Annotated in this window: 22 protein-coding genes and 1 riboswitch; of the genes, 14 read left to right on the plus strand and 8 right to left on the minus strand. The window is 70.2% G+C overall.

What is annotated here, in order from left to right; genetic code table 11:
- The first annotated feature begins 115 nt into the window (after window positions 1-115).
- Both QH276_RS20500 and mug read left to right on the plus strand, forming a co-directional pair.
- Entirely contained in the window at window positions 116-1,132 is a 1,017-nt protein-coding gene (locus QH276_RS20500) for a LysR family transcriptional regulator (protein ID WP_280401049.1), read from the plus strand.
- A gap of 167 nt (window positions 1,133-1,299) precedes the next feature.
- Entirely contained in the window at window positions 1,300-1,884 is a 585-nt protein-coding gene (gene mug / locus QH276_RS20505; protein WP_280401050.1) for a G/U mismatch-specific DNA glycosylase, read from the plus strand.
- 65 nt (window positions 1,885-1,949) lie between these two features.
- Here mug and QH276_RS20510 read toward each other — a convergent pair whose 3' ends face one another.
- On the minus strand, window positions 1,950-2,879 hold the full coding sequence (locus QH276_RS20510; RefSeq protein WP_280401051.1) for a DUF5995 family protein: 930 nt from the start codon (window positions 2,877-2,879) through the stop codon (window positions 1,950-1,952).
- A 195-nt stretch (window positions 2,880-3,074) separates the two neighbouring features.
- Between QH276_RS20510 and QH276_RS20515 the strand changes: the two genes are divergently transcribed.
- The 5 genes from QH276_RS20515 (at window position 3,075) to QH276_RS20535 (ending at window position 7,466) form a co-directional block, all read left to right on the plus strand.
- Window positions 3,075-4,148, plus strand: coding sequence for an alpha/beta hydrolase family esterase (locus QH276_RS20515; RefSeq protein WP_280400736.1), 1,074 nt, complete (start codon window positions 3,075-3,077; stop codon window positions 4,146-4,148).
- A gap of 103 nt (window positions 4,149-4,251) precedes the next feature.
- A complete protein-coding gene (locus QH276_RS20520; protein ID WP_280400739.1) occupies window positions 4,252-5,364 on the plus strand; it encodes a saccharopine dehydrogenase family protein in 1,113 nt (370 codons plus the stop codon).
- A gap of 758 nt (window positions 5,365-6,122) precedes the next feature.
- Entirely contained in the window at window positions 6,123-6,563 is a 441-nt protein-coding gene (locus QH276_RS20525; protein WP_280400735.1) for a MarR family winged helix-turn-helix transcriptional regulator, read from the plus strand.
- Between the two features lie 95 nt (window positions 6,564-6,658).
- Window positions 6,659-7,102 (plus strand): hypothetical protein, encoded by a 444-nt coding sequence (locus tag QH276_RS20530; RefSeq protein WP_280400734.1) that lies wholly within the window; start codon window positions 6,659-6,661, stop codon window positions 7,100-7,102.
- Window positions 7,103-7,127: 25 nt separating this feature from the next.
- Entirely contained in the window at window positions 7,128-7,466 is a 339-nt protein-coding gene (locus QH276_RS20535; RefSeq protein WP_280400733.1) for a rhodanese-like domain-containing protein, read from the plus strand.
- A gap of 12 nt (window positions 7,467-7,478) precedes the next feature.
- On the opposite strand, the gene QH276_RS20540 is transcribed toward QH276_RS20535, so the two are convergent.
- The 4 genes from QH276_RS20540 to QH276_RS20555 form a co-directional block, all read right to left on the minus strand.
- The gene (locus QH276_RS20540; RefSeq protein WP_280400732.1) at window positions 7,479-8,267 is read right to left on the minus strand and encodes an ABC transporter ATP-binding protein; all 789 of its coding nucleotides are present in this window, start codon (window positions 8,265-8,267) and stop codon (window positions 7,479-7,481) included.
- Window positions 8,257-9,099, minus strand: coding sequence for an ABC transporter permease (locus tag QH276_RS20545; RefSeq protein WP_348536655.1), 843 nt, complete (start codon window positions 9,097-9,099; stop codon window positions 8,257-8,259). Before QH276_RS20545 ends, QH276_RS20540 begins: the two co-directional genes overlap by 11 nt.
- The gene (locus tag QH276_RS20550; RefSeq protein ID WP_432278691.1) at window positions 9,077-10,099 is read right to left on the minus strand and encodes an ABC transporter substrate-binding protein; all 1,023 of its coding nucleotides are present in this window, start codon (window positions 10,097-10,099) and stop codon (window positions 9,077-9,079) included. The genes QH276_RS20545 and QH276_RS20550 overlap by 23 nt, the downstream gene beginning before the upstream one ends.
- A complete protein-coding gene (locus QH276_RS20555) occupies window positions 10,096-10,800 on the minus strand; it encodes a TenA family protein (RefSeq protein WP_280406858.1) in 705 nt (234 codons plus the stop codon). Before QH276_RS20555 ends, QH276_RS20550 begins: the two co-directional genes overlap by 4 nt.
- Window positions 10,793-10,888: riboswitch (TPP riboswitch) on the minus strand. (Overlaps the previous gene by 8 nt.)
- A gap of 289 nt (window positions 10,889-11,177) precedes the next feature.
- Here QH276_RS20555 and QH276_RS20560 point away from each other — a divergent pair.
- From QH276_RS20560 to QH276_RS20585, 6 genes are all read left to right on the plus strand, one after another.
- Window positions 11,178-12,857, plus strand: a complete 1,680-nt coding sequence (locus tag QH276_RS20560; protein WP_280400729.1) for a hypothetical protein — start codon at window positions 11,178-11,180, stop codon at window positions 12,855-12,857.
- A gap of 210 nt (window positions 12,858-13,067) precedes the next feature.
- On the plus strand, window positions 13,068-14,021 hold the full coding sequence (locus QH276_RS20565; protein ID WP_280400728.1) for a helix-turn-helix domain-containing protein: 954 nt from the start codon (window positions 13,068-13,070) through the stop codon (window positions 14,019-14,021).
- A complete protein-coding gene (locus QH276_RS20570) occupies window positions 14,018-15,037 on the plus strand; it encodes a GlxA family transcriptional regulator (RefSeq protein ID WP_280400727.1) in 1,020 nt (339 codons plus the stop codon). Before QH276_RS20565 ends, QH276_RS20570 begins: the two co-directional genes overlap by 4 nt.
- Window positions 15,038-15,135: 98 nt before the next feature.
- The gene (locus QH276_RS20575) at window positions 15,136-16,098 is read left to right on the plus strand and encodes an alpha/beta hydrolase (protein WP_280400726.1); all 963 of its coding nucleotides are present in this window, start codon (window positions 15,136-15,138) and stop codon (window positions 16,096-16,098) included.
- Between the two features lie 11 nt (window positions 16,099-16,109).
- Entirely contained in the window at window positions 16,110-16,889 is a 780-nt protein-coding gene (locus tag QH276_RS20580) for an alpha/beta fold hydrolase (protein WP_280400725.1), read from the plus strand.
- Between the two features lie 11 nt (window positions 16,890-16,900).
- Entirely contained in the window at window positions 16,901-17,746 is an 846-nt protein-coding gene (locus QH276_RS20585; RefSeq protein ID WP_280400724.1) for an alpha/beta hydrolase, read from the plus strand.
- 4 nt (window positions 17,747-17,750) lie between these two features.
- Here QH276_RS20585 and QH276_RS20590 read toward each other — a convergent pair whose 3' ends face one another.
- Window positions 17,751-18,683: a serine hydrolase domain-containing protein gene (locus QH276_RS20590; protein WP_280406859.1), complete on the minus strand. Its 933-nt coding sequence runs from the start codon at window positions 18,681-18,683 to the stop codon at window positions 17,751-17,753.
- Window positions 18,684-18,969: 286 nt separating this feature from the next.
- Between QH276_RS20590 and QH276_RS20595 the strand changes: the two genes are divergently transcribed.
- Window positions 18,970-20,310, plus strand: a complete 1,341-nt coding sequence (locus QH276_RS20595) for a ferredoxin reductase family protein (RefSeq protein WP_280400722.1) — start codon at window positions 18,970-18,972, stop codon at window positions 20,308-20,310.
- A 149-nt stretch (window positions 20,311-20,459) separates the two neighbouring features.
- Here the strand turns inward: QH276_RS20595 and QH276_RS20600 are convergent, their stop codons facing one another.
- Both QH276_RS20600 and QH276_RS20605 read right to left on the minus strand, forming a co-directional pair.
- Window positions 20,460-21,380: a universal stress protein gene (locus QH276_RS20600; RefSeq protein WP_280400721.1), complete on the minus strand. Its 921-nt coding sequence runs from the start codon at window positions 21,378-21,380 to the stop codon at window positions 20,460-20,462.
- A 143-nt stretch (window positions 21,381-21,523) separates the two neighbouring features.
- Entirely contained in the window at window positions 21,524-22,111 is a 588-nt protein-coding gene (locus QH276_RS20605) for a LysR family substrate-binding domain-containing protein (RefSeq protein WP_280406860.1), read from the minus strand.
- Between the last annotated feature and the right edge of the window lie 120 nt (window positions 22,112-22,231).

Genomic DNA, 22,231 nt, shown 5'->3' on the forward strand with positions numbered 1-22,231 from the left:
CCGGCCACGACGTGTGCCCGATCCCCTAACTGTGCGGTCGCACCTGCGCGCCCGTCTATTTACGGTTGGTTCACGGCGGTGTTCAGCGTTGCTGCACAACGCTTAGGCTCGAGGTATGGACTTGTCGATCCCTCGCCTGCGAATGTTGCGCGAGCTGCATCGACGCGGCACGGTCACGGCGGCCGCGACGGCCCTGCACTACACGGCGTCGGCGGTGTCGCAGCAGCTCGCCCAGCTCGAACGCGATGTCGGTACCCGATTGTTCGAACGACGCGGACGTCGTGTGCAGCTCACCGATCTCGGGGTCCTGCTCGCCGAGCACGCCGAGGAGATCCTGGCCTCGGTGGAGCGCGCAACCCAGGCCCTCGAGGATGCCGGTGAATCGGTGACGGCGACGCTGACGGCCGGGGTGTGGGCGTCGGTGGCCTCCGGGCTGATGCCCGACGCGCTCACCGCCCTCGCCCGCACCCATCCGGGGATCTCGGTGCGGACACGCGAACTCGCCCCGGAGGCGACCGCGGCGGCGGTCCGCGACGGTGCCCTGGACCTGTCCTTCGTCCTCGACTACTCCAATTACCCGATGACCTGGGACCGCGGCCTGCAGCGCGCGGTGATCGCGGTGGAACGGATCCAGGCCGCCGTACCGTCCGGGGCGGTGCCGGCCGCCAGTGTGACGCTCGCGGAACTGGCCGAGCATCCGTGGATTCTCGCCCCGGCCCGCTCGCATTTCGGGCAGTCGGCGCGGCTGGCGTTCCAGGCGGCGGGGGTCGTGCCGCGGATCGACCACGAGGTCGAGGAGCAGGCGACCGCGATGGCGATGGTCGCGGCCGGGCTGGGTGTGACACTGGTGTCGGATCTGGGCCTGGCTCTGCGACCGCCGGGTGTGGACATCATCGCGCTCGGTGACATCCTCACCCGCACCGTATCCCTGGCCTATCGCACCAATTCGGCGCGGCGGGCGGCGCTGCTGCTCGTGGTGGACGCGATCCGGACCGCCGCGGCGGAAAAAGGTGTGGGCGCCGATACCGCGCTGCCGGCCCCGGCCGGAACCGATCCGCCGGCACCCGCCGGGACGGATCTGCCGGCGCCGGCACCCCGGGACATGAACGGGAGCAGCCTCGACCTCGGCTGAGGGTCCCGAAGCGGTCGCCCCGCGGCCCGCCGCACCGGACCCTCCACCCGGGCAGTAGACGGTCTCGGCCGCACCGCGCCCGGAGTCGCTGCGAACCGGGAATCAGGTACCGCGCGATCTTCCGGTCGGCGGCCGCGGCCGCCGGGCAGGTGCGGCACACTGGACGGATGGCCCGTTCCGCGATGTACCGTCCCACGCCTGACGACCTCGCCGCCGCCGGAGGAAAGACGATTCCCGATGTGCTGGCGCCGGATCTCCGGGTGCTGTTCTGCGGTATCAATCCGGGGCTGTGGTCGGGTGCGACCGGCTGCCATTTCGCGCGTCCCGGAAACCGGTTCTGGCCGGCGCTGTTCCGATCCGGGTTCACGCCGCGGCTGCTGCGTCCCGACGAGCAGGACGAACTGCTGGAATTGGGGTTGGGTATCACGAATGTCGTGCCGCGCACGACCGCGAAGGCAGCGGAATTGACCGCGCAGGAACTGCGCGACGGCGGCGACGCACTGGTCGCCCGAGTCCGCCGGTATCGCCCGCGGATCCTCGCCGTCCTCGGCCTGGGTGCCTACCGCACCGCGTTCGGCCGCCCGCGGACCACCGTCGGGCCGCAACCCGAAACGATCGGCGGCACCGAGGTCTGGGTCCTGCCGAATCCGAGCGGCCTCAACGCCCACTACACGCTCGACGCCCTGGCCGCCGAGTTCCGCACGCTGCGTGTGGAAGCGGAGCGGGTACCGGGCGGACCGCACGCCCGCTGAACCGTTCCGGTCACCGTACCGACCGCCACCTCACCCGGCCCGCCGCGACATGGGAGAGCCGGATCTCAGAGCCCCCCGTTCGCGGACAGCACGACGAACGCGGCATCGGCGCCGCGCCACAGCGCATCGATCTCGGCCTGCGCGGCGGGTGCCAGCGCCGGATCCTGCAGTGCCAGGCCGTTGCCGAAGATCACCACATTCGCTCCCGCGTCGGCCAGCCGCAGCAGCGCGCCGGAGCCCACCCCGGCACCGAAGACCGCGTCGAGCCCCTCCCCCAGGAAATAGAACCGCCACAGCGGTCCGAGATCGGCACCGTAGACGTTCTTCGTTGCGTCCACGATGAGCGCGCCCTTGTTCGCGATGGCATCCACGATCCGGAAGTGGTCGGGCGCGTCGGCCGGTGTGGCGCGCACGGCGGCCACCGCGTAGGCCAGGTCGACGGTGAGATGGGCGTTGTAGCCCGCCATCGCCACCCGCGCCGGCGACAGCGCGCAATCGCGGGTCAGCGTGAAGTAGTGCGCCCACTGCGGTTCGGCGCGGCCGCCGGTGAATTCGGCACGGATATTGCGCAGGAACCGCTGCAGCAGGTCGAGGCTGATGCGGTGCGCGAATTCGGGGTTGCCGAACGCCGCCGGGTCGCGTTGGAGCGGCATGACCGCCGACTGCTCGACCACGTCGAGGCCGAGGGCCAGCAGGCCCCGCCGATCGCGGTGGCGCACCAGGATCTCGGTGATCCGGCGATGCTGTTCCACCGCCTGTTCCAGGCGCTCCAGTGCGCTACCGGACAGGGTCGCGGTATCGGAGAGTCGTACGATTTCGGCCACCGCATCGGCCGGCAGCGGCGCGCCGCACGCGGTATCGACCCGCGTGGTCGCGGCGGCCGGGGAAACCGGAATAGCCACCAACGCCGCGAGCACCAGCAGGGTCGCCGGCACGTGCACGAGGAAGCGGAACCGCGGGCGCCGGGGCGGCACCGGCTCGGCCTGGACGCGCATGACTTCTCGCCTTCGTTCGGTTCGATTCGCAGCGATCCCGGGGCGCGGTCAGCCTATATTCGACGGCCACCGGATCCGGCCGCGACGCGCGGCCGGGCGAGAGTTGTACCTACTGCGCGGACGGCTGTGTTCGCCGGCCTCGCACTTCGACCGAACGCCGCCGAGGAGCCATACCCTTGTGAGAAGGTTGATTTCATGAAGGGGAATACTGTTTCCGCCCTGCGGGGGCGCGCCGTCCGGTCCCGCGGAAACCGGCGGAGCAGAGCCGTCCGTTCACTGGTGGTCGCGGCCGCGGTCATCGCCGCGCTCACCCCCTCCGGGTTGCTCGCCGGCCCGGCGAACGCCGGCGGTGTTCCTGCCACGCCCTCCCCGGGCTGCGCCGCGGCACCGGCCGCGCCGGGCACCACGGTCGAGCGTTTCGCGGCGGCCGGGCGATCCGGCACCTATATCCGGGATATTCCGCCCGATGCGCCCGGACCTCGCCCGGTCGTGCTCGACCTGCACGGCTATATGGAGCCCGCGGCCATTGCCCGCGCTTCCAGCGGATTCGGCGACTACGGCGCCGCCCGTGGATTCATCACCGTCACACCGCAACTCGACGAACCCGGCCTGCCACGCTGGAACTTCCGGCCCGGCAGTCCCGATATCGACTGGATCGCGCACCTGCTCGACCATGTCGAGTCGACCCTGTGTGCCGACACCCGCCGGATCTTCGTCACAGGATTGTCGATGGGCGCGTTCACCACCTCCTCGGTGGCCTGCCAGCTATCCGATCGGGTGGCCGCCGTCGCACCGGTCGCGGGGGTACAGGATTTCGCCTGGTGCAATACTTCCCGCCCGGTTCCGCTCATCGCCTTCCACGGCACCGCGGACCCGATCATCGCCTATACGGGCGGCGCCGGACCCAACGCCCGCCTGCTCCCGTCGCCCGACGGCAGCGGGTCCGCGGCAGGCACCGGCCGGGACGGTCCCGCGGTCGACGGACCGGGTCCCGCGAGCGTTCCGGACAGCGTCGCCGGGTGGGCGCGACGCAACGGCTGCGGTACCCCGGCCGAACGCCGGGAGACAGCTCTCGACGTCGTCCACGAACGCTATCCATGTCCGGCGGGCGCGGACGTCGAGTTGTATTCCGTCCAGGGCGCCGGCCACGTCTGGCCCGGCAGCACCGGATTCCCCTTTCCGGAATTCCTCGTCGGCACCAACACCACCTCGATCGATGCCACGCAGCTGATCTGGGAATTCTTCGAGGCACATCCGCTGCCCCACTGAACCGGTACGGCTTCCCGAGGCGCCGCCGGGTACCGATCCTGCGACACCCCGCGGACAGCTCTCCGCACCCGAAAGTAGGGTCGGTTCCGACAACGGTGACGTGATGCACCCGACCGACGAACGGAAGTACCAGCCCATGCCGAAAATCGTGCTGTTCGGGGCCACCGGGTACACCGGCCGCCTGATCGCCGAGGCCCTGATCGGCCACGGCGCCGCGCCCGTACTCGCCGCCCGCAACGCCGGTTCACTCGAGAAATTGGCCGCCGGACTCGGGGGCGCGGAGACCGCGGTGGCCGATATCGCCGATCCCGGTTCGATCCGTGCACTGCTGGGCCGCGGCGATGTTCTGGTGACGACGGTCGGGCCGTTCCTGCGCTACGGCAATCCGGCGCTGGCGGCCGCGCTCGCGGCGGGCGCACACTACTTCGACTCCACCGGGGAAGGCCCGTTCATCCGTACGGTGTTCGACCACGACGCCGCGGCTCGCGGGGCGGGATCGGCACTGCTCACCGCGTTCGGATTCGACTATGTGCCGGGCAATCTGGCCGCCGGGCTGGCACTGGCGGACGCACCCGGCGCCGTCCGGGCGGAGATCGGCTACTTCGTCGACGGACCCGGCACCAGCGGTGGTACCCGGGCGTCCATGGCGGGCATGGTGTTCGAGGAGGGGTTCGCGCTGCGCGGCGGGCGGATCGCCGGGGAGCGGACGGCCGCCCGGATCCGCACCTTCGAGGTCGCGGGCCGGGCCCTCACGGGCGCCTCGGTACCCGGTTCGGAACATCTGGCCCTCGCCCGCTCGTACCCGGGGCTCCGGGACGCCAACGTCTACCTCGGCCTGCCCGGGCCGGCGGCGCGTGGTCTCCAGGCCACCTCCCTGGCCGCCGGTTTGGCCGGACGGATCCGGCCGGTGCGGCAACTGGCCGAATCCGCGCTGTCCCGGCTGGTGAAGGGCTCCACCGGCGGCCCGAGCCCCGAGTCGCGCGCCCGCACGAAATCGTGGGCGGTCGCCGAGGTTTCCGACACCACCGGCCGCGTGCTCGAGTCGGTGACGCTGTCGCTGGGCGACCCCTACGATTTCACCGCGGCGATCCTCGCCTGGGGCGCGCGGACCGCCCTCGACGGCGGCCTTCGCGCTACCGGCGCGCTCGGTCCCGTCGAAGCGTTCGGCCTCGACGCCCTCACCGCCGGCGCGGCCGAAGCCGGTCTGAGCCGATAGTCCCCGGCCGCACGACATCCCGCTCGGGCGGGCCCGAGCGGGAACGTAGCCGCCGGCGCGGCGGTGCCGTTCTCAGAGAACGAGGCCGAGTAGCGCCCAAGCCACGCTGAGTGCCGCACCCGCGACCGCGGAGCCGAGGCCGATTATCGCGCTCATGGTAGTTCCTCTCTTCCTGCGAAGAATTTCCGATTGTGCTCCGGCACGTAACTGCGAAACGAAAACCCGGCATATCATCGGCAACAATCAATGGATGCCGCACAGTCGTTCACGACCGGGCTTCCGCCACTGCGGCATACCCCGATTCCGGGGAACACCACCTGTGCAGATTAGCACTCCGATTCGCTGCCGTCAGGACCCCGAGCGCATCAACAACGGTCGTGCAAACAAACTTTCACCGCACCCCGCCGACGTCCGGGAATCGTGGTGCGACATGGCGCGATCGCGCCCGGCACCCGGGAAGTGCCAGGTGCCGGAATCGTTAAACCCATCCGGCCGTATATAACGAAGCAACCGGCGAGAACAACTCGTAATCCGCTTCGTCATCAACTTTTCCGGTGCGCCCCGGAAATTGACCGTCGAATCGCTATATCACAGCACGGACCGGGCGAATTCGCGGCCGAAAATATTCCCGCTCCGCCGCGTGGCCGAACTCGTATACGATTTCGCCGATTCCCTGCGGGGAATTACACGAAGGGTGATATCCGCGCGACCCGCGCCCGCGTATCCGTGCCGCGGCGGTGGTGCGCGAAACTGGACCGGTGAGTACCGACAGCGACCGGACGCCCCCGGCCACCAGCGCCTCGATCATCGTGCTGACCTTGGCCCGGCGCGTGGAATCCGAACTCAGCGCGGGACTGGCACCACTGGACCTGACCGTCGGACGGCTGGGCCTGCTCGGCCATATCTCCGGCATCCCCGGTGCCTCGTTCAGCGAACTGGCCCGTATGTCCGGGATCAGCGTCCAGAGTGTGCACACCGCCGTGAAGGCACTCGCCGGCGCCGGACTGGTTCGCGACCGCACCGCTCGCGCCGGTTCGGCCTCGGCGATCGAACTCACCCCGGCGGGGCAACGGCTGCTCGGCGCGGCCCGGCAGGTGGTCGCCGACGTCGACGAACGGCTGTTCGGCGCCGCGGCCGATCCCGTCCAGCGGCAGATCGGCGCCGCACTCACCGAGGCGTTCCGGGAAACAGCCCCTTAGCCAGGCCTCGGCGCCCAGGCGACCCACTCAACCTTCAGGCCAGCTGAAAGATCTGTTAGGCTTCAGCCAAACTGAAGGTTGAGAGGGAGCTGTTCATGCACCACCTGCTGCTGTCGGTCCACGTCCTGGCAGCCATTGTCTTCGTCGGCGGTTCCGCGGTCGCCACCAGTCTGTTCCCCCGGTACGCGCCGGTCGCCGATTCCGCGGGCGCGGCGCAGCGTTCGCCCGCGGTCGCCGCGGTGCTGCACCGGATCACCGGGACCTACGCACGCCTGGGCCTGATCGTCCCGGCGGCCGGGATCGCGCTGGCGGTGCTGCAAGGCCGGATGGGCGAAATATGGATCACCGCGGCCCTCGTTCTCACCGCCTGCGCCGCCGCGATCATCACGACGATCATCCATCCGATGCAGCGCGAAGCCCTCGCAGTACCCGGCGGCACCCCCCGGCTGCGGACTCTCGGCATGCTCGCCGGCCTCTACAACACGCTGTGGCTGATCGTGGTCGTCCTCATGATCGTCCGCCCCGGCGCAGCTGCCTGACCGATCGACTCGAGGACCGACGCTCATGAGCATTCGCCACTACCTGTATCGCGCGCCCTCGCTCTCCGCGGCGGAGGCCGTCGACGCCGTCCGCGCCGGTGCGTTGATCGTGGACGTCCGCCGGCAGTTCGAATGGCACCGCACTCATATCCCCGGGGCTGTCCACCTGCCGCTGGAACAGTTGCCGGCCGGCTGCGAGAACCTGCCCGACGACCGGCTCCTGATCACGTTCTGCACCGGCGGCCTGCGCTCCTACGGCGCCGCGAACCTGCTCCTCGAGTACGGCTTCGAAGCCAAGAACATGTCGGGCGGGCTGATCGAATGGCGCGCCGCGGGCGGGGCACTGGAAACCACGCGCCGATGACACCGCCCGCAGCTAGCCCACCGAGTCCGCGGTGAGTACCTCGAGCAGTTCCTGCTCCAACGCGGCGAATCCCGGTTCGGTGATCATCGACACCTCGCGCGGGCGGGGCAGATCGACACGCACCGCGCGGCGCACCGTGGCCGGACGACCGGACAGCACGATCACCCGGTCCGAGAGGTACACGGCCTCGCGGATATCGTGGGTGATCATCAGCACCATCCACCGGTAGCGCTGCCAGACGTCCTGCAACCACGCCTGCATCTCGGTGCGGGTCAGCGAATCGAGCGCCCCGAAAGGCTCGTCCAGTAACAGCAATTCCCGCTCCTGGACGACGGTCCGCAGCATCGCCGCGCGCTGCCGCATCCCCCCGGACAGCTGGGCCGGGCGGGCGTCTTCGAAACCGGACAGCCCGAACACCTCGAACAATTCGCGGGCTCGGCGCCGGGCCTCCGCCTTCCCGACCCCGTGCACCTGGAGGCCCAGGATGGTGTTGTCGAGGACCGTGCGCCACGGGAACAGCAGATCCTTCTGCGGCATATAGGCGCAATGGCCCGGCACCGGCCCGGCGTCGCCCGCGCCGAACCGGATGGTGCCCGCGTCGGGGGTCTCCAGGCCTGCCAGCAGATTGAACAGCGTGCTCTTCCCGCAGCCGCTCGGGCCGATGACCGAGACGAACTCGCCGGGTTGCGCGGTGAACGAGACACCGCCCAGCACCTGCCTGCGCGTCCCCCGCCGGCCGGGCTGCGGGAACGATTTCGTGACGGCGTCGATCACGATGCGGCGCCCGGGCTCAACGGCCACGGCGACTCCTGTTCTCCGCGCGTGACCACGGTGCCACGACCCGTTCGACCGCGAAGGTGAGCAGATACAGCGCGACGCTGAGGAACGCGGTCACGAAAACCGCCGCCAGCACCAGATCGGTGCGGAACGAATTCTTCTGCAGGCTCATATAGATTCCCAGACCCCGCCGGGCCCCGACGTACTCGGCGAAGACCGCGCCGACGACGGCGTAGGTGATCCCGATGCGCAACGCCGTGAAGAACCGCGGAATCGCCGACGGCAGGCGCACATACCGGAACACCTGGAGCCGGGAGGCACCCATACTGCGCAGCAGCGCGCCCGCTTCGCGGTCCGCGGCGGCGAAGCCCTCGATCAAGCCGATCGCCATCGGGAAGAAGGTGACCAGCGCGACGACGAGCACCTTCGGCAGCAACCCGAATCCGAACCAGATGATCATCAGCGGTGCGATCGCGATGATCGGCAGGGTCTGCGAGGCCACGAACAGCGGGACGAACGCGCGGCGCAACCACGGCGAGAAGTCCACCACGACGGCCAGCAGCCAGGCCAGGGTCAGCGAGACGGCGAATCCGGCCAGCGTCACCTGGACGGTGGCGGCGGCGTGGGTGGCGATCTCGGCGCGATGCGCCCAGCCCTGGTGCAGCACCCGGGCCGGGGACGGCAGGAGCTGCGGGCGGATACCGCTGAGCGTCACATACGCCTGCCAGAGCGCGACCAGCGCCGCCACGGTCACGACAGCCGGTACCACCCGGCCTGCCCCGGTGGTGCCTGCGGATTCGTCGTGCGCAGAGTTGTCGTCGCGCACGGAATCGTCACGGGCCGGCGAGATAGTCATCGGTGAAGTAGGTCGACCAGTCGGGTTCGGCGGCCAACGGTGCGCCGTCGGGCCCGGTGAGCAGGCCCTTCTCCCAGAGGAATCCGGAACTCGCCGCCCACTGTTCGCGGGTCTGGGTGCCGACCCGCCCGGTGGGATCCTTCATGAACTGGTCGGCCAGCATCCGCTGGCTCTCGAATACCAGCGATTCGTCGGCGAACGCTCCGGGGTTGGCGGCGAGCAGATCCCGGGCGGCCGAATCGGGATCGTCGGCGGCGACCTGGTATCCGCGTTGCAGCGCCTGCACGAACCTCGCCGCACGATCGGGGTTGGCGGCCAGCCAGTCCTCGTTGGCGTCGATCACGATGGCGTAGGCGTCCGGGAAACCGAAGTCGGTGTAGCGGAAGTACTTCATCGGGGTGCCGTGGTGTTCGGCCTCGATACCTTCCCAGGCCAGATAGGAGACCGTGAAATCGGCCTGCCCGGAATACACGGCCTCGTAGGCCGAGGTCCCCAGGGTGACCGATTCGAAATCGCCGGTACCGCCGTCGTTGCGGATCACCTGCTGCAGCGCCTCCACCTCGCCCGGATCACCGAACCCGGCATAGATTTTACCGTCCAGATCCTTCGGACTCCGGATATCGGCGCGATCGGCCTTCACCCCGATACCGGTCGCCCAACGCTGCAATGGCGCGAGTACCGACAGCGTGCGCCCGCCGGAGGCCCGTGAGAAGGTCGACGAATTCTGGGTGCTGATCCCGAATTCGGCGTTGCCGGCGTCGATGACCGTATCGACCGCGGTGTTGTTGTACGGCAGGATCTCCACGTCCAGGCCGGCTTCGGCGAAAAATCCGCGCTGCTGGGCGACGAACAGTCCGGTGTGGTTGGTGTTCGGTGTCCAGTCCAGCGCAAAACGGATGGTGTGGTCGTCACCGGTCCCGGCGGTACACGCCGTGAGCGCGGACAACGCCGTCAGCACGACGGCGACCGCGGCGAGGGACCGGCGCAGGCGGCCGTTCACGAGGCGGGCCACGGCTGCGGATGCAGTGCCGTGTCCCAGAACATCAGCTCGTACCGGGTGGCGACGGTGAACGCCGCCGCCATGGCCGCGCGCTCATGGTCGCCTGCGAACTCCGCGGCCGCGTCGACCAGCGAGCGCGCCGCGGCCGCCGACTCCTGGAATTCCGCGGCACCGTAAGTGGCCACCCACCGGGCATACGGGTGCTCGGGATCGGCGGCGAGCACAGCGGCCGCGCGGGTGGCCAGATCGCGGCCGACCTCCGCGTAGATCCAGAAGCACGGCAGTGCCGCCGCCGCGCCCACCGCGTACGACTCGGTGGCCGCGGTCGCGATCAGATAGGAGACATAGCCGAGGCAGGCCTGCGAATGCTGCGGCTCGTCCGCGGGCGCGGGCAGCAGACCCGAGCCGAGGAGTTCGTCGTGCAACGCCGATTCCACCGAGACCGCGGTGGCGGCCGACGTCGCCCAGAATTGCGCCGCCCGGACATCGGGCGCTTTCGCGGCGAGGAGGGCCAGTACTTTCGAATAACCGGCGAGATACAGCGAATCCTGCTCGATATAGGTGCGGAACACCTCGGGCGGCAAGGTACCGTCACCGAGCAGCCGGAGGAATTCCAGATCGTCGATCGCTGCGCGCAGCTCCTTCGTCCGGTCCCAGAGTTGTGCGGTGAATCCGCCGGATTCGGTGGTGTGCGCGGGCAAACCAGGACATCCCTTCGTCAGCATTACCTGAACAGGTTCTCGGGTGTGATCTCAGCCCCGCGTCTGCGGAGCACCCCGTGTCGGAACGAATCCGACCATACCAGTGGCGCGTCGCATGACAAGGGGCGAGGGGCGCCGGATAATGCCCGCCGACCGGCCGCGGTCGCGATCCGGGCGCCGGGCGCCCCGCTCGATTCGGCGCCTCCGGGGGCGCCACACCTGTTCGCCGCCGGCCGCGTAGATCTGGTCTCCGGGCTGTGACGCATCCCAGGCGCCGGCCGGATCCGTTGTCATCCGGGGCAATTCCCGCCGACCGCCGCATACAGGCCCAGGCTTCCGGGTTGGATGGCACAACAACAGTGGGAAGGGCGGCGAGTATGCGGCGTCGGCGGCTGGGCCTGGTATGTGCGGTGCTGGTGGCCGCCGCGGTGAGCAATCCGCCGAGCGGAGCGGCCGCGCCGGACCGCACGGAAACCCGGTACCCGTCGTCGTCACCGGTCACCGAGGTGGTGGCCACTGTGGTGACCCGGACGATTCCGCTGCCCGCCGGGGCACCGCCCCATCCACCGGCCTGCGACCGGCTCTCCTATCTGCGCTGGCGCTCCGCGGACGGACCTGCCGACGCCGCGGACGCCGACCGGATCCTCGTCGCCCAGCCGGGAATCTTCGAGGGCGCGGGAGCCTTCGACAGTGTCGCCCGCAATACGATCTCACTGGCCGCGCGATCCGGACTACATCTGGAATTCTGGGCGCTGGATCGCCGGTCGAACTGCCTCGAGGACCACACCGGCACCCAGGCGGCGTTGCGGACCGGGTCGCTGGATACCGCGACCGGCTACTACTTCGGCGGCGCGCAGGTCGACGGCCGCCGGTTCGCCGGCTACGCCGACGGTGCCGCCACCGCCTGGTTACGGGACCAGGGTCTCGCCCAGACGCTGCGCGACCAATACGACCTGCTGCGCCTCGAACTGCCCGACGCCGTACTGCGCCGGCAGCAGGTCCTGTGCGGTGGCCATTCGCTGGGCGGTTTCCTCACCGGTTACTTCGCCGGCTGGGATGTCGACGGCGATCCGGCCACCACCGCCGATACCGGCGACAACCAGTGCGGCGGCTATTTCGCCCTCGATTCGGTGGTCCGGCCCGGCCTCGGCCTGCGCGGATTCGAGTTCCCCGATCCGCCCGCACCCCTCGCCGCGACCCTGGAACAGATGTCGCTACAACTCGATACGGTGCTGCCGGTGTTGCGGTTCCCCGCGGTGATCAACCCCGAGACCACCAATCTGCTCGCGCTGGCCGGCCTGGCCGCCCGGCTCACCCCCGACGGCGTGAACGATCTCGTCCGCAGGCTGCCGGACAACCTCAATATCACCGCCACTCTGCGCACCCTGCTCTCCCGCGACGCCACCGCGTTCGTGACCGGCACACCGGATGCCCGGACCCTTCAGGCGACCAACGAAGCGGTGCTCGGGGCGCTGCTCGACGACAATTCCCAGCCACTGGGTTTCCTCCAGGCGAGCGCGGGTTTCCCGGCGGGCGGACCCGTCGCGCCCAAGGATTTCCCGCTACCCGACGCCCTGGCGCGTAGCCCGCTCGCGTTCGGCTTCTTCGGGAACGCGCCCAAGGTCTCCCCCACCCGGCACCATCCGGACACCGTCTACCGGTGGCTGGACCACAACGAATTGGACGTCACCGCCGCACCTTTCACCGACCCGGGCAGCGAGGTCACCTCCATCGCCCAGCTGGCCCGCAGTCTCTGTGAACCCCCGCTGGATTTCACGGAGTGGTACTTCCCGTCGCGGCTGGCCCTGGATCTGCAGCAGCGGACCGCCCCCTCGATCGCCGCGCATCACCGCTACCCGGACCTGCTCGCCGACCGCCCCGTGCTCACTGTCCAGGGCAGCGGCGGGATCCCGCTCCCCGAATCGGGCAGCCGGCGCGAAACCCGGATCACCCTGCCGGGGTACAACCACCTCGACGTTCTCACCGCCGCGGGCCCCGTCGCCGACGGTGTACCCGAACCGGTCGCGGTACAGCTGGTCGCCTTCGCCACCCCCTGAGCACGACCGGGCGCACCGGCGCACCGCGTCCGGCAGTCTCCGGTCTGTGCTCTGCGTGCCGCCACGCCGTCGGCGGTCCCGCATATTCCGGCACCACGCAGGTGAACGGCTTTGCCCAGCGTGCCGTCGCGGTGGGCGAGCACTGCGCAATCCGGCCCGGACGCTCTACTCTTCCCAGGTGGAGACCGATTCGGCAGGAGGCTGCGGCGGATGCTGCTACACGACAGCGATCTGATCGCGCCCGCGGATCGGGCGGCCGCGCTCGAGGCGGCGTTCAACGACAACGAGAACCCCCAATCGGTCACCTATGTCACCGACCGCGATATCCGGCACCGGATGTCGCTCATCGATCTCGGTCCGGGCGTGCACGTCCTGCGCAATACCGGCACCGGCCTCTGCGTCGTGCGCAACGCACGGCACGTCGCCGCCGGCGCGCCGGATCAGTTCGCCATCTATATGCCGGTCCGGGGCGCGGGCCTGCTCACCACCGCCGACGGCGCGCACCTGACCGAAGCGGGCCAGGTGACCTTGATCGATACCGCACGGCCATACACCTACCGCCAGTCGGTCCATTCGGACAACAAAGTGGTGATCTTCGACCCGGGCCTGCTCGGCCTCCCGGTCGATACGGTCCGCGACGCCGCGCCGTTCCTCCCGGCCAGCCCCGTCTATCCGCTCGTCCGGGCGCATTTCGCGGAGCTGTGCAACACCCCGGCCGATCTACCGCCCGACGCGGCCCACGCGGTCGGCCAGGCCACCGTTCAACTGGTGCGGGCGCTGGTGACCACGGCCCGCGACGACCGGCAGGGCCGCGCGGCGCTGGACGACAACCTGGCCGTGCGGGTGAGCCTCTACATCGACGCGCATCTGCATGATCCCCTGCTCGACCCGCGGCGGATCGCCGAAGCCCACGGGGTGTCCGTGCGCAGGCTCTACACGCGCTGGTCGGAAGCGGGCCGGGATACCGGTATCGCCGAATGGATCATCCGGCGCCGGCTGCGCCGGGCCGCCGCGCTGCTCGCCGGATCCGACGCGGAACCCGTGGTCGCCGATATCGCCCGGCGCACCGGGTTCACCAACGTGAGCCATTTCAACCGCCGGTTCCGTGGCGAGTACGGAATGGCACCCCGGGAATACCGTGCCGTGCAGCGGGCCGGCCGATGACCGCCCTGGTATCCGAACTCGCAACGCGCCCCACGCCGGCGCGGCGCCGGCGGATCGGCCTGCTGGTGTTCGACGGGGTGAAGATGCTCGACTACACCGGTCCCGCGGAGGTCTTCGTCGAGGCCAACCAATCGCTGGCCGGATACGAGATGGTGACGCTCTCCCCCGACGGCCGGCCGGTGCTCACCTCGATCGGGATCCAGGTGTGCGTCCAGGGCAGCGCGCTCGACGCCGGCCCGTTCGACACCGTGCTGATCCCGGGTAGCGAACAGTCACCCGCCCGGTTCGTCACCCCGCAGGTACTCGCCGCCACCGCGCATCTGGCGCGCCGCACCCGGCGCCTCGCCTCCGTCTGCAGCGGGGCTTTCGTCCTGGCGGAACTCGGGTTGCTGAACGGCCGGCGCGCCACCACGCATTGGAAGTTCACCCGGGATCTGGCCGGGCGGTTCCCGGAGATCCGGGTGGACCCGGACGCGATCTACGTACGCGACGGATCGGTGTATTCCTCGGCGGGTGTCGCGGCCGGTATCGACCTCGCGCTGGCGCTGGTCGAGGAGGATCACGGTGCGGCCGTCGCCCGCCGGGTCGCCCAGTCCCTGCTGGTGTTCATGCAGCGCGCGGGCGGGCAGTCACAGTTCTCGGCGGCGCTGAGCGGGCCCGCGCCCCGCAGCCCGCTGGTGCGCGCGCTGGCGGATCTGATCTATTCCGAACCGGCCCGTCCGTACAGCGTGCAGATGCTCGCCGCGCACGCCCGGGTCAGCCCCCGGCACCTGACCAGGTTGTTCCGCGAGGAACTGGATACTTCTCCCGCGGAATACGTGGCCTTCGTCCGGTTCACCTTCGCCCGGGACAAACTCGATGCCGGGTACAGCGTCACCGAAGCCGCGGCGCTGGCCGGCTACGGCAGCAGTGAGGCGATGCGGCGGGCATTCGTGGCCCGCCTCGGGGTGTCACCGAAGAAGTATCAGCAGCGTTTCCGCACCACTGTTCCCGAGCCGGTGCCGGTACATGTCTGATTCGTAGGGATTTCTGGCCCGTCGAGCGGGGCGCGGAACGGCGGTGGTCGCGAAGACTGAAAGCCCACCGTTTCTCCTCCTGACAAGGATTGCTCATCGTGCCCGGAAACCCCCACGGCCTGCCGCTCGAACCGGCCGCACAAGAATTCGTCGACGCCACCGCCGAACCGCCCTACCTCTACCAGCTGCCGCCTGAGGAAGGCCGCAAAGCGGTGGACGCCGTCCAGGATGCACCGATCGACAAGCCCGCGGTCGACGAGGAATGGATCACCGTCACCGGCGGTCCCACCGGGTCGGTACCGGTGCGTATCGTGAAACCGCTCGGTGCCGCCGGGCCGCTGCCGGTGATCGTCTACACCCACGGCGCCGGCTGGGTTTTCGGCGACGCCCACACCCACGACCGGCTCGTCCGCGATCTCGCGATCGGCGCGAATGCCGCGGTGGTGTTCCCCGAATACGACCGCTCCCCCGAGGTCCGCTACCCCGCCGCCAACGAACAGTCCTATCGCGTGGCGCAATGGGTCACCACCGACGGCGCGGACAAGGGGCTGGATGCCGCGCGTATCGCGGTGGCCGGTGATTCGGTCGGCGGCAATATGGCCATCGCTCTCACCCTGATGGCGAAAGCGCGCGGCGATGTGACCTTCCGGGCGCAGGTGCTGTTCTACCCCGTCACCGATGCCGCCTTCGACACCGGCTCCTACGCGGAGTTCGCCGAGGGCTATTTCCTCACCCGCGAGGGCATGGAGTGGTTCTGGGACCAATACACCACCAGCGAGGCCGACCGGGCCCGGATCACCGCTTCGCCGCTGCGCGCGACCCTCGACCAGCTTTCCGGGCTGCCACCGGCGCTCGTCATCACCGCCGAGGCCGATGTGCTGCGCGACGAAGGGGAAGCCTTCGCGGGCAAACTCCGGGCGGCGGGCGTCCCGGTGACCGCGGTCCGGTACGGCGGTATCGTCCACGACTTCGTCATGGTCAATTCGCTGCACGAGACGCATGCCGCCCGCGCCGCGATAGCCCAGGCCGCCGCCACCCTGCGCGCCGCCCTGCACGACTGAGGAGCCCGACCGTGCGAATCACCACTCTCGTCAGAACATTCGCCGCGCTGTGCGGCGCGGGTGTCTGCGCGGTGACGGCCGCGCCGGCCCACGCCGCCGACGCGCCGACCATCGTGCTGGTGCACGGCGCGTTCGCCGACACCACGAGCTGGGACGGGGTCGCCGCCGAGTTGCGTGCGGACGGCCACCGGGTGGTCGTCCCCGGCAACCCGCTACGGGGTCCGGCCGCCGATGCCGCCGTGCTCGAGCGCGCACTCGCCGAGATCGACGGCCCGATCGTGCTCGTCGGGCATTCCTACGGCGGGGCGGTGATCACCAATGCCTCCGATCCCGATGTCAGCGCCCTGGTCTACATCGCCGCGTTCGCACCGCAACACGGTGAGCCGGTACAACTGGCGCTGGACCCGATCCGCTACCCCGGCAGCCGCCTGCTCCCGCCCGCGCTGGCGGTGTCGGCGGCCGGAACGGGACTCGAGGCCTCGGTCGACCCCGGCCATTTCCGGGAGGTCTTCGCGCACGACGTGGGCGACGACACCGTCGCCGGAATGATCGCCCACCAGCGGACCCTGGCCCTCACCGCCAATCTCGAACCCTCCGGGCCGCCGGCGTGGGCGAGCGTGCCCAGCTGGTATCTCGTGGCCGGCGACGATCGCGTCATCCCGCCCGCCTCGCAACGGGCCATGGCCGCCCGGATGGGCGCGCACACCAGCGAGCTCCCCGCCTCGCACGCCGTCCTCGTCTCCCGGCCCGCCGCCGTCGCCGACCTCATCGCCGACGCCGCCGAACACTGACAGGAACAGTCATGTCGCACCCTATCGATGAGCACACGCTCGAACAGATCGTCCGCGCCAACGACAGCGGCCGCACCCCGGTCGTATTCATCCACGGGCTCTGGCTGTTGTCCAGCAGCTGGGACCGCTGGGCCGAGCTGTTCGCCGAAGCCGGCTACGCCCCGGTCACCCCGGGCTGGCCCGACGATCCCGACACCGTTGCCGCCGCGCACGAACACCCGGAAGTGTTCGCGGGCAAGACCGTCGGCCAGGTCGCCGACCATTACGCGGAGGTCATCGGCCGGCTCACCCGCACCCCCGCCGTTATCGGCCATTCCTTCGGCGGGCTGCTCACCCAGATCATCGCGGGCCGGGGTCTGTCCGCCGCGTCGGTCGCCATCGACGCCGCCCCCTTCCGCGGCGTACTCCCCCTGCCCATCAGTTCGCTGCGGGCGGCGGCGCCGGTGCTGGGCAATCCCGCGAACCGCAATCGCGCGGTGCCGCTGACCTTCGAGCAGTTCCGGTTCGGTTTCGCCAACGCGGTCACCGAGGAGGAGGCGAAAGAGCTGTTCGAGACCTTCGCGGTACCCGCACCCGGCGCGCCGCTGTTCCAGGCCGCCGCCGCGAACCTGAATCCGTGGTCGGAAGCCAAGGTCGATACGCACAATCCGGAACGCGGGCCGCTGCTGATCATCTCGGGCGAGAAGGACAACACCGTGCCCCGGGCCATCTCCGCCGCGGCCTACGAACGGCAGCGCGCCAATCCCGGTGTCACCGAGTTCACCGAGATCCCCGGCCGCGGGCACGCGCTCACCATCGACAGCGGCTGGCGGGAGGTCGCCGAGACGAGCCTGGCCTTCGTCCGCCGGTTCGCCTGATCGTTCACAGCGCGGCGTAGACCTGCTCGATCAGGTCGTGGGCGCGGCGATCGCCGGCCAGCCAGTCCCGGCGCAGGTTCGGCAGGAACGCGAACGCCACCTCGTGTTCGAGATCGCCCAGCCCGACCGCGCCACCCGCACCGGGATGCCCGAAAGCGGTGGCGCGGGCGGCGGCGGGCAGTACGAAATTCTGCGAGGGCAGCATGAAGCCGAGGCCGAAGGCGCTCTCCAGCAGCAGGACGGCATCGCGACCGCGGACCTGTTCCGCGGTCGCGGCCCGGAGGTCGGGGGCCGCGAGCATGCGGCCCGCGGTCAGGTCGCGGTAGAAACCGGCCAGCGCGCGGGCCGTCGTGACCAGACCGGATCCGGGCCAGCCACCGGCGAGTACCTCGGGGTTGTTGTACGAGCCGGCCGGGTTCACCGAGGCACGGGTCACCAGGGAGGCGGGATCCGCGAACGCCGCGGCCATCTCGGCGACGGTCCCGGCGTCGAGGGGGGCCGGGTCGTTCCACCGCCGCTCGTGCTCCGGTGGGAACCGGACGCGCGCCGCCCGCGCGATCACCGGCGCCGGGGCGCCGATCCACAGTTCGGCGCCCAGCCGACGGCGGGCGAACCGGCCGACCGTCTCGCCGGTCCGGCGCCGGACGAATTCTCCGGCCAGCCAGCCGTAGGTCAGCGCGTGGTAGCCGTGGGCGGTACCGGGCGGCCAGAGCGGTGCCTGCCCCGCCAGCCGGGCGGCCATCGCCGCGGGATCGGCGGCTTCCGCGGCGGTCACCGGGCGGTCGAACGCGGGTAGCCCCGCGCGGTGAGTCAGCAGGTCGGCCAAGGTGGTGGTCTCCTTACCGGCCGCACCGTATTCGGGCCACCATGTCGTCACGCGGCCGGTCCAGTCGATACCCGCCTCCCGAGCGGCCAGCAGCACCGCGGTGGCGGTCACGGCTTTGGTACCCGAGAACGCGGGGCAGGGGGTGTCGCGTTCCCACGGCCGCGGACGAATACCGCCACCGCCGCGCCCAGGTCCCGCCCCTCGGCCAGATTCGCGGCGAAAAGGTCGCGGACTCCGCGGAAAGCCGGATCGACCCGGCCGTGCACAGCAACGCTCACCGAAAAATTAGAACACGTTTCACAACGACCGTGCGGCCGTCCGAGCGTGGCGCACCGGCGGGGGACATTCGCCCGCCTAGAATTCCGCCCAGCTGATCCCGGTTTTCGCAGATATCGCCGTGCCGAACCACCAGGAGGATGCGTTGTCGCTGATGGCTCGCGGACTGGCCTGGTTCGGGCTCTATCTGGCGGCGGCGCTCGTCCCGCTCGTCTTCGCCGCCATCGGTGTCGCCGACGCACAACGGGGGTTCTGGACGGAGTTCTCGGTCGCGCTGGGGTTCGTCGGCATGTCGATGCTGGGGTTGCAATTCGCGCTGGTCGCCCGGTTCCGGGCGGTCGCGGCACCGTTCGGCGAGGACGCCCTGGTGCAATTCCACCGCCAGATCTCCTATGTGGCGCTCGCGTTCATCCTCGCGCATCCCGTGCTGTTGCAGCTCGCGGGCACCGATATCATCGGCCTTCTGAACCTGGCGCAGGCGCCGCCGCGGGCCCGGTTCGCCGTCGCCTCCACCGTGCTGCTGCTGATCCTCATCGCGACGTCGGTATGGCGCAAACGCCTGCGTATCCGCTACGAGATCTGGCAGATCTGCCACGGGGTGCTGTCCGTGCTCGTGGTCGCGTGCGCCCTCGCCCATATGTTCCTCGTCGATTACTACCTCGACGCCGTATGGAAGAAATGGCTGTGGGCGGTGATGACGCTGGCCCTGGTGCTGCTGCTGGTGTGGGTGCGCGTGATCGATCCGCTGCTGCGGCTACGGCGGCCCTGGCGGATCGAACGGGTCACCGCCGAACGGGGCGACGCGCACACCCTCGGGCTGGAGCCGGTGGGCAACCAGGGGTTCCGGTTCCAGCCGGGACAGTTCGGGTGGCTCGTGGTGGACCGCACCCCGTTCTCGATCACCGCGCACCCGTTCTCCTTCTCCTCCAGCGCCGAGAACACCCGGGGCGTCGAGATGACGATCAAGGCGCTCGGCGACTTCACCTCGACCGTCGGCGATATCGCACCCGGCACCCGTGCCTACCTCTCTGGACCACACGGCGTCTTCACCCCCGACCGCAACGAAGGACCCGGGTTCGTGCTGATCGCCGGTGGTATCGGCATCACACCGATGGTGAGCATCCTGCGGACCATGGCCGACCGCGCCGACCGCCGGCCGGTCCTGCTGCTGTACGCGGTCCGCTCCCTCGACGACGCCACCCTGGACGAGGAGATCCGGGCACTCGAACTGCGACTCGAACTCACGGTGATCCGCGTTCCGGAGAGACCGCCCATCGGCTGGACCGGCGAACACGGCTACCTCGACCGCGCCGTGCTGGCCCGTCACCTCCCCGACGGTTACCCCCGGTGGCAGTACTTCGCCTGCGGCCCGGGCCCGATGGTCACCGCGGTCGAAAATGCCCTCGCCGCTCTCGGTGTTCCCGCCGAGCACCTGCACACCGAACGATTCGACTTCGTCTGAACGGGGCCGTCATGCGCCATGTGTACACCACCCGCGCCGTCCTGGCGATCACCGCGATCCTGCTGCTCGCGTCGGCCTGGTTCGCGCTCGCGACCGGCTGACACGGCGTGTCCTGCCGGAATACGAGCCATCCGGCAGGGCACGCGTTTTCACTCGTCGGTAGCGCGGCAGACAACCACCGGGCGGTCGGCGCGGTGCAGCAGGTTCTGGCTGGTGGAACCGAGCAGCGCGCCGCGCAGCCGTCCCCAGCCCTTGTTGCCCACGACCACCAGCTGCGCCTCGTCGAGCGCCCGGAGCAGTTCCCGCGCCGCCGATCCGCGACGTGAGCGTTCCTCCACGACGACATCGGGATACTTCTTCCGGTAGGGCGCGATGATGGTCGACAGAGTCTCGGCCTCACTGCGCGCGATCAGCTCCCAGTCGATGGCCATCGCGGTCGGACCGAACACCTGCATGGCGGTGGGGACGTTCGCCCCGACCGCGGAACTGTCCGTCCAGCTCCGTACCGGGACGACCGGGACGGACAGCAACCGCGCCCAGTCGAAGGCGAGTTCGGTCGCCGCGGCCGAGACCGGGCTGCCGTCGGAGCCCACCACGATCGGCCGGTCGTCGGGTAGCGGATTCGCGGGGTCGCCACGCCACACCGCGACCGGGCAGTCCGCCTGGTTGGCGACACGTATCGCGGTCGAGCCCAGAATCCAGCGCTCGACCGCCCCGGCGCCGGTGGCACCGAGAACGATCATCGCCGCCCCCTGCGCCGCCTTCAGCAGTCCGTCCGCCGGCGCCTCGGTCTCGGTCATCGTCCGCACGTCGATATCCGGCGCCCAGCGGCGCACGGTGGTTTCCGCGGTGGACAGCAGATCGGCGCAGTAGGCGCGCTGTCGTTGCGCCAGTTCCTCCGGGGTGATCGCGAGATCGGGCATCGGGCCCGGCGCCGGCGACGAATGCACCAGATGTATCGGTAGCGCGAGGGCACCGGCGAACGTCGTGGCCCAAGCGGCGGCCGCCAGCGAGGTCTCGGATCCGTCGACGCCCACCACGATGTGGTCTCCGGCGCGGCTGGGCTGCATCCGTTCTACCTTCCGTTCGGCGTGGCACGATCACTGTCCGGTGGCGATCCCCGGTCGAACGCTTTACCTCCCCGGCGGCAGGCCGGCCCCGTGCCCAGGATAGAAGGCCCCACGGTGCGGGCGGTGGGCCGACACGCAGCACATCAGTGCCGTAGTGCCGCCGCCGCGATCTCCAGGAAGTCGCGCACGACCGGGCCGGGCCGGTCGGTGGCGACAGCCAGGCACCGCTGTACCTCGGGTGCGTCGGTGATCGGGACGTGAACGAGATCGGGGCGGGAGTAGGACCGCGCGACACTGTGCGGGACGAGCGCGATGCCGTGCCCGGACGCGATGAGCTCGAACTTCTCCTCGAGGGTGGTCGTCCGCCGGGTCGGCAGGTCGAGGACGCGCTCCCTGTCGAGGTCGGCGCGGGTGAGTTCGGGGCGCGCCGCCAGGGGGTGGGACGCCGGCATACAGGCGACCTTCGGTTCCGAGCCGATGGGAACGAGGTGCAGACCGGTGTCGTCGAAGGGCCGGCGCAGGTAACCGACCTGAGCCCGGCCGTCGCGCAGCGGTGTGTCCTGCTCCCACCACCGGACCGGAACGATATCGACCTCGACGTCGGGGTGCCGGGCGGCGAACGCCCGGATCGCCTCCGAGACGTACAACCCCGCCGAGAAGGCCACCGTGAGCCGCCGCGTCCCGCGGTCGGCGTCGGGGGGGGCGGCGCCCCCCCCCCGCCCCCCCCTTATTAGCCGCGGGGGGGCCCCCCCCGGCCGCTTTGATCGATGATCATCGACGCCTCACCCCGAGATCCGGAAACCGGGGTCGATACCCCAGATCGCCAGTGTCAAGAACAGATTCGCGAACAC

The sequence above is a fragment of the Nocardia carnea genome, assembly GCF_029869215.1.
Classification (GTDB): Bacteria; Actinomycetota; Actinomycetes; order Mycobacteriales; family Mycobacteriaceae; genus Nocardia; species Nocardia carnea_B.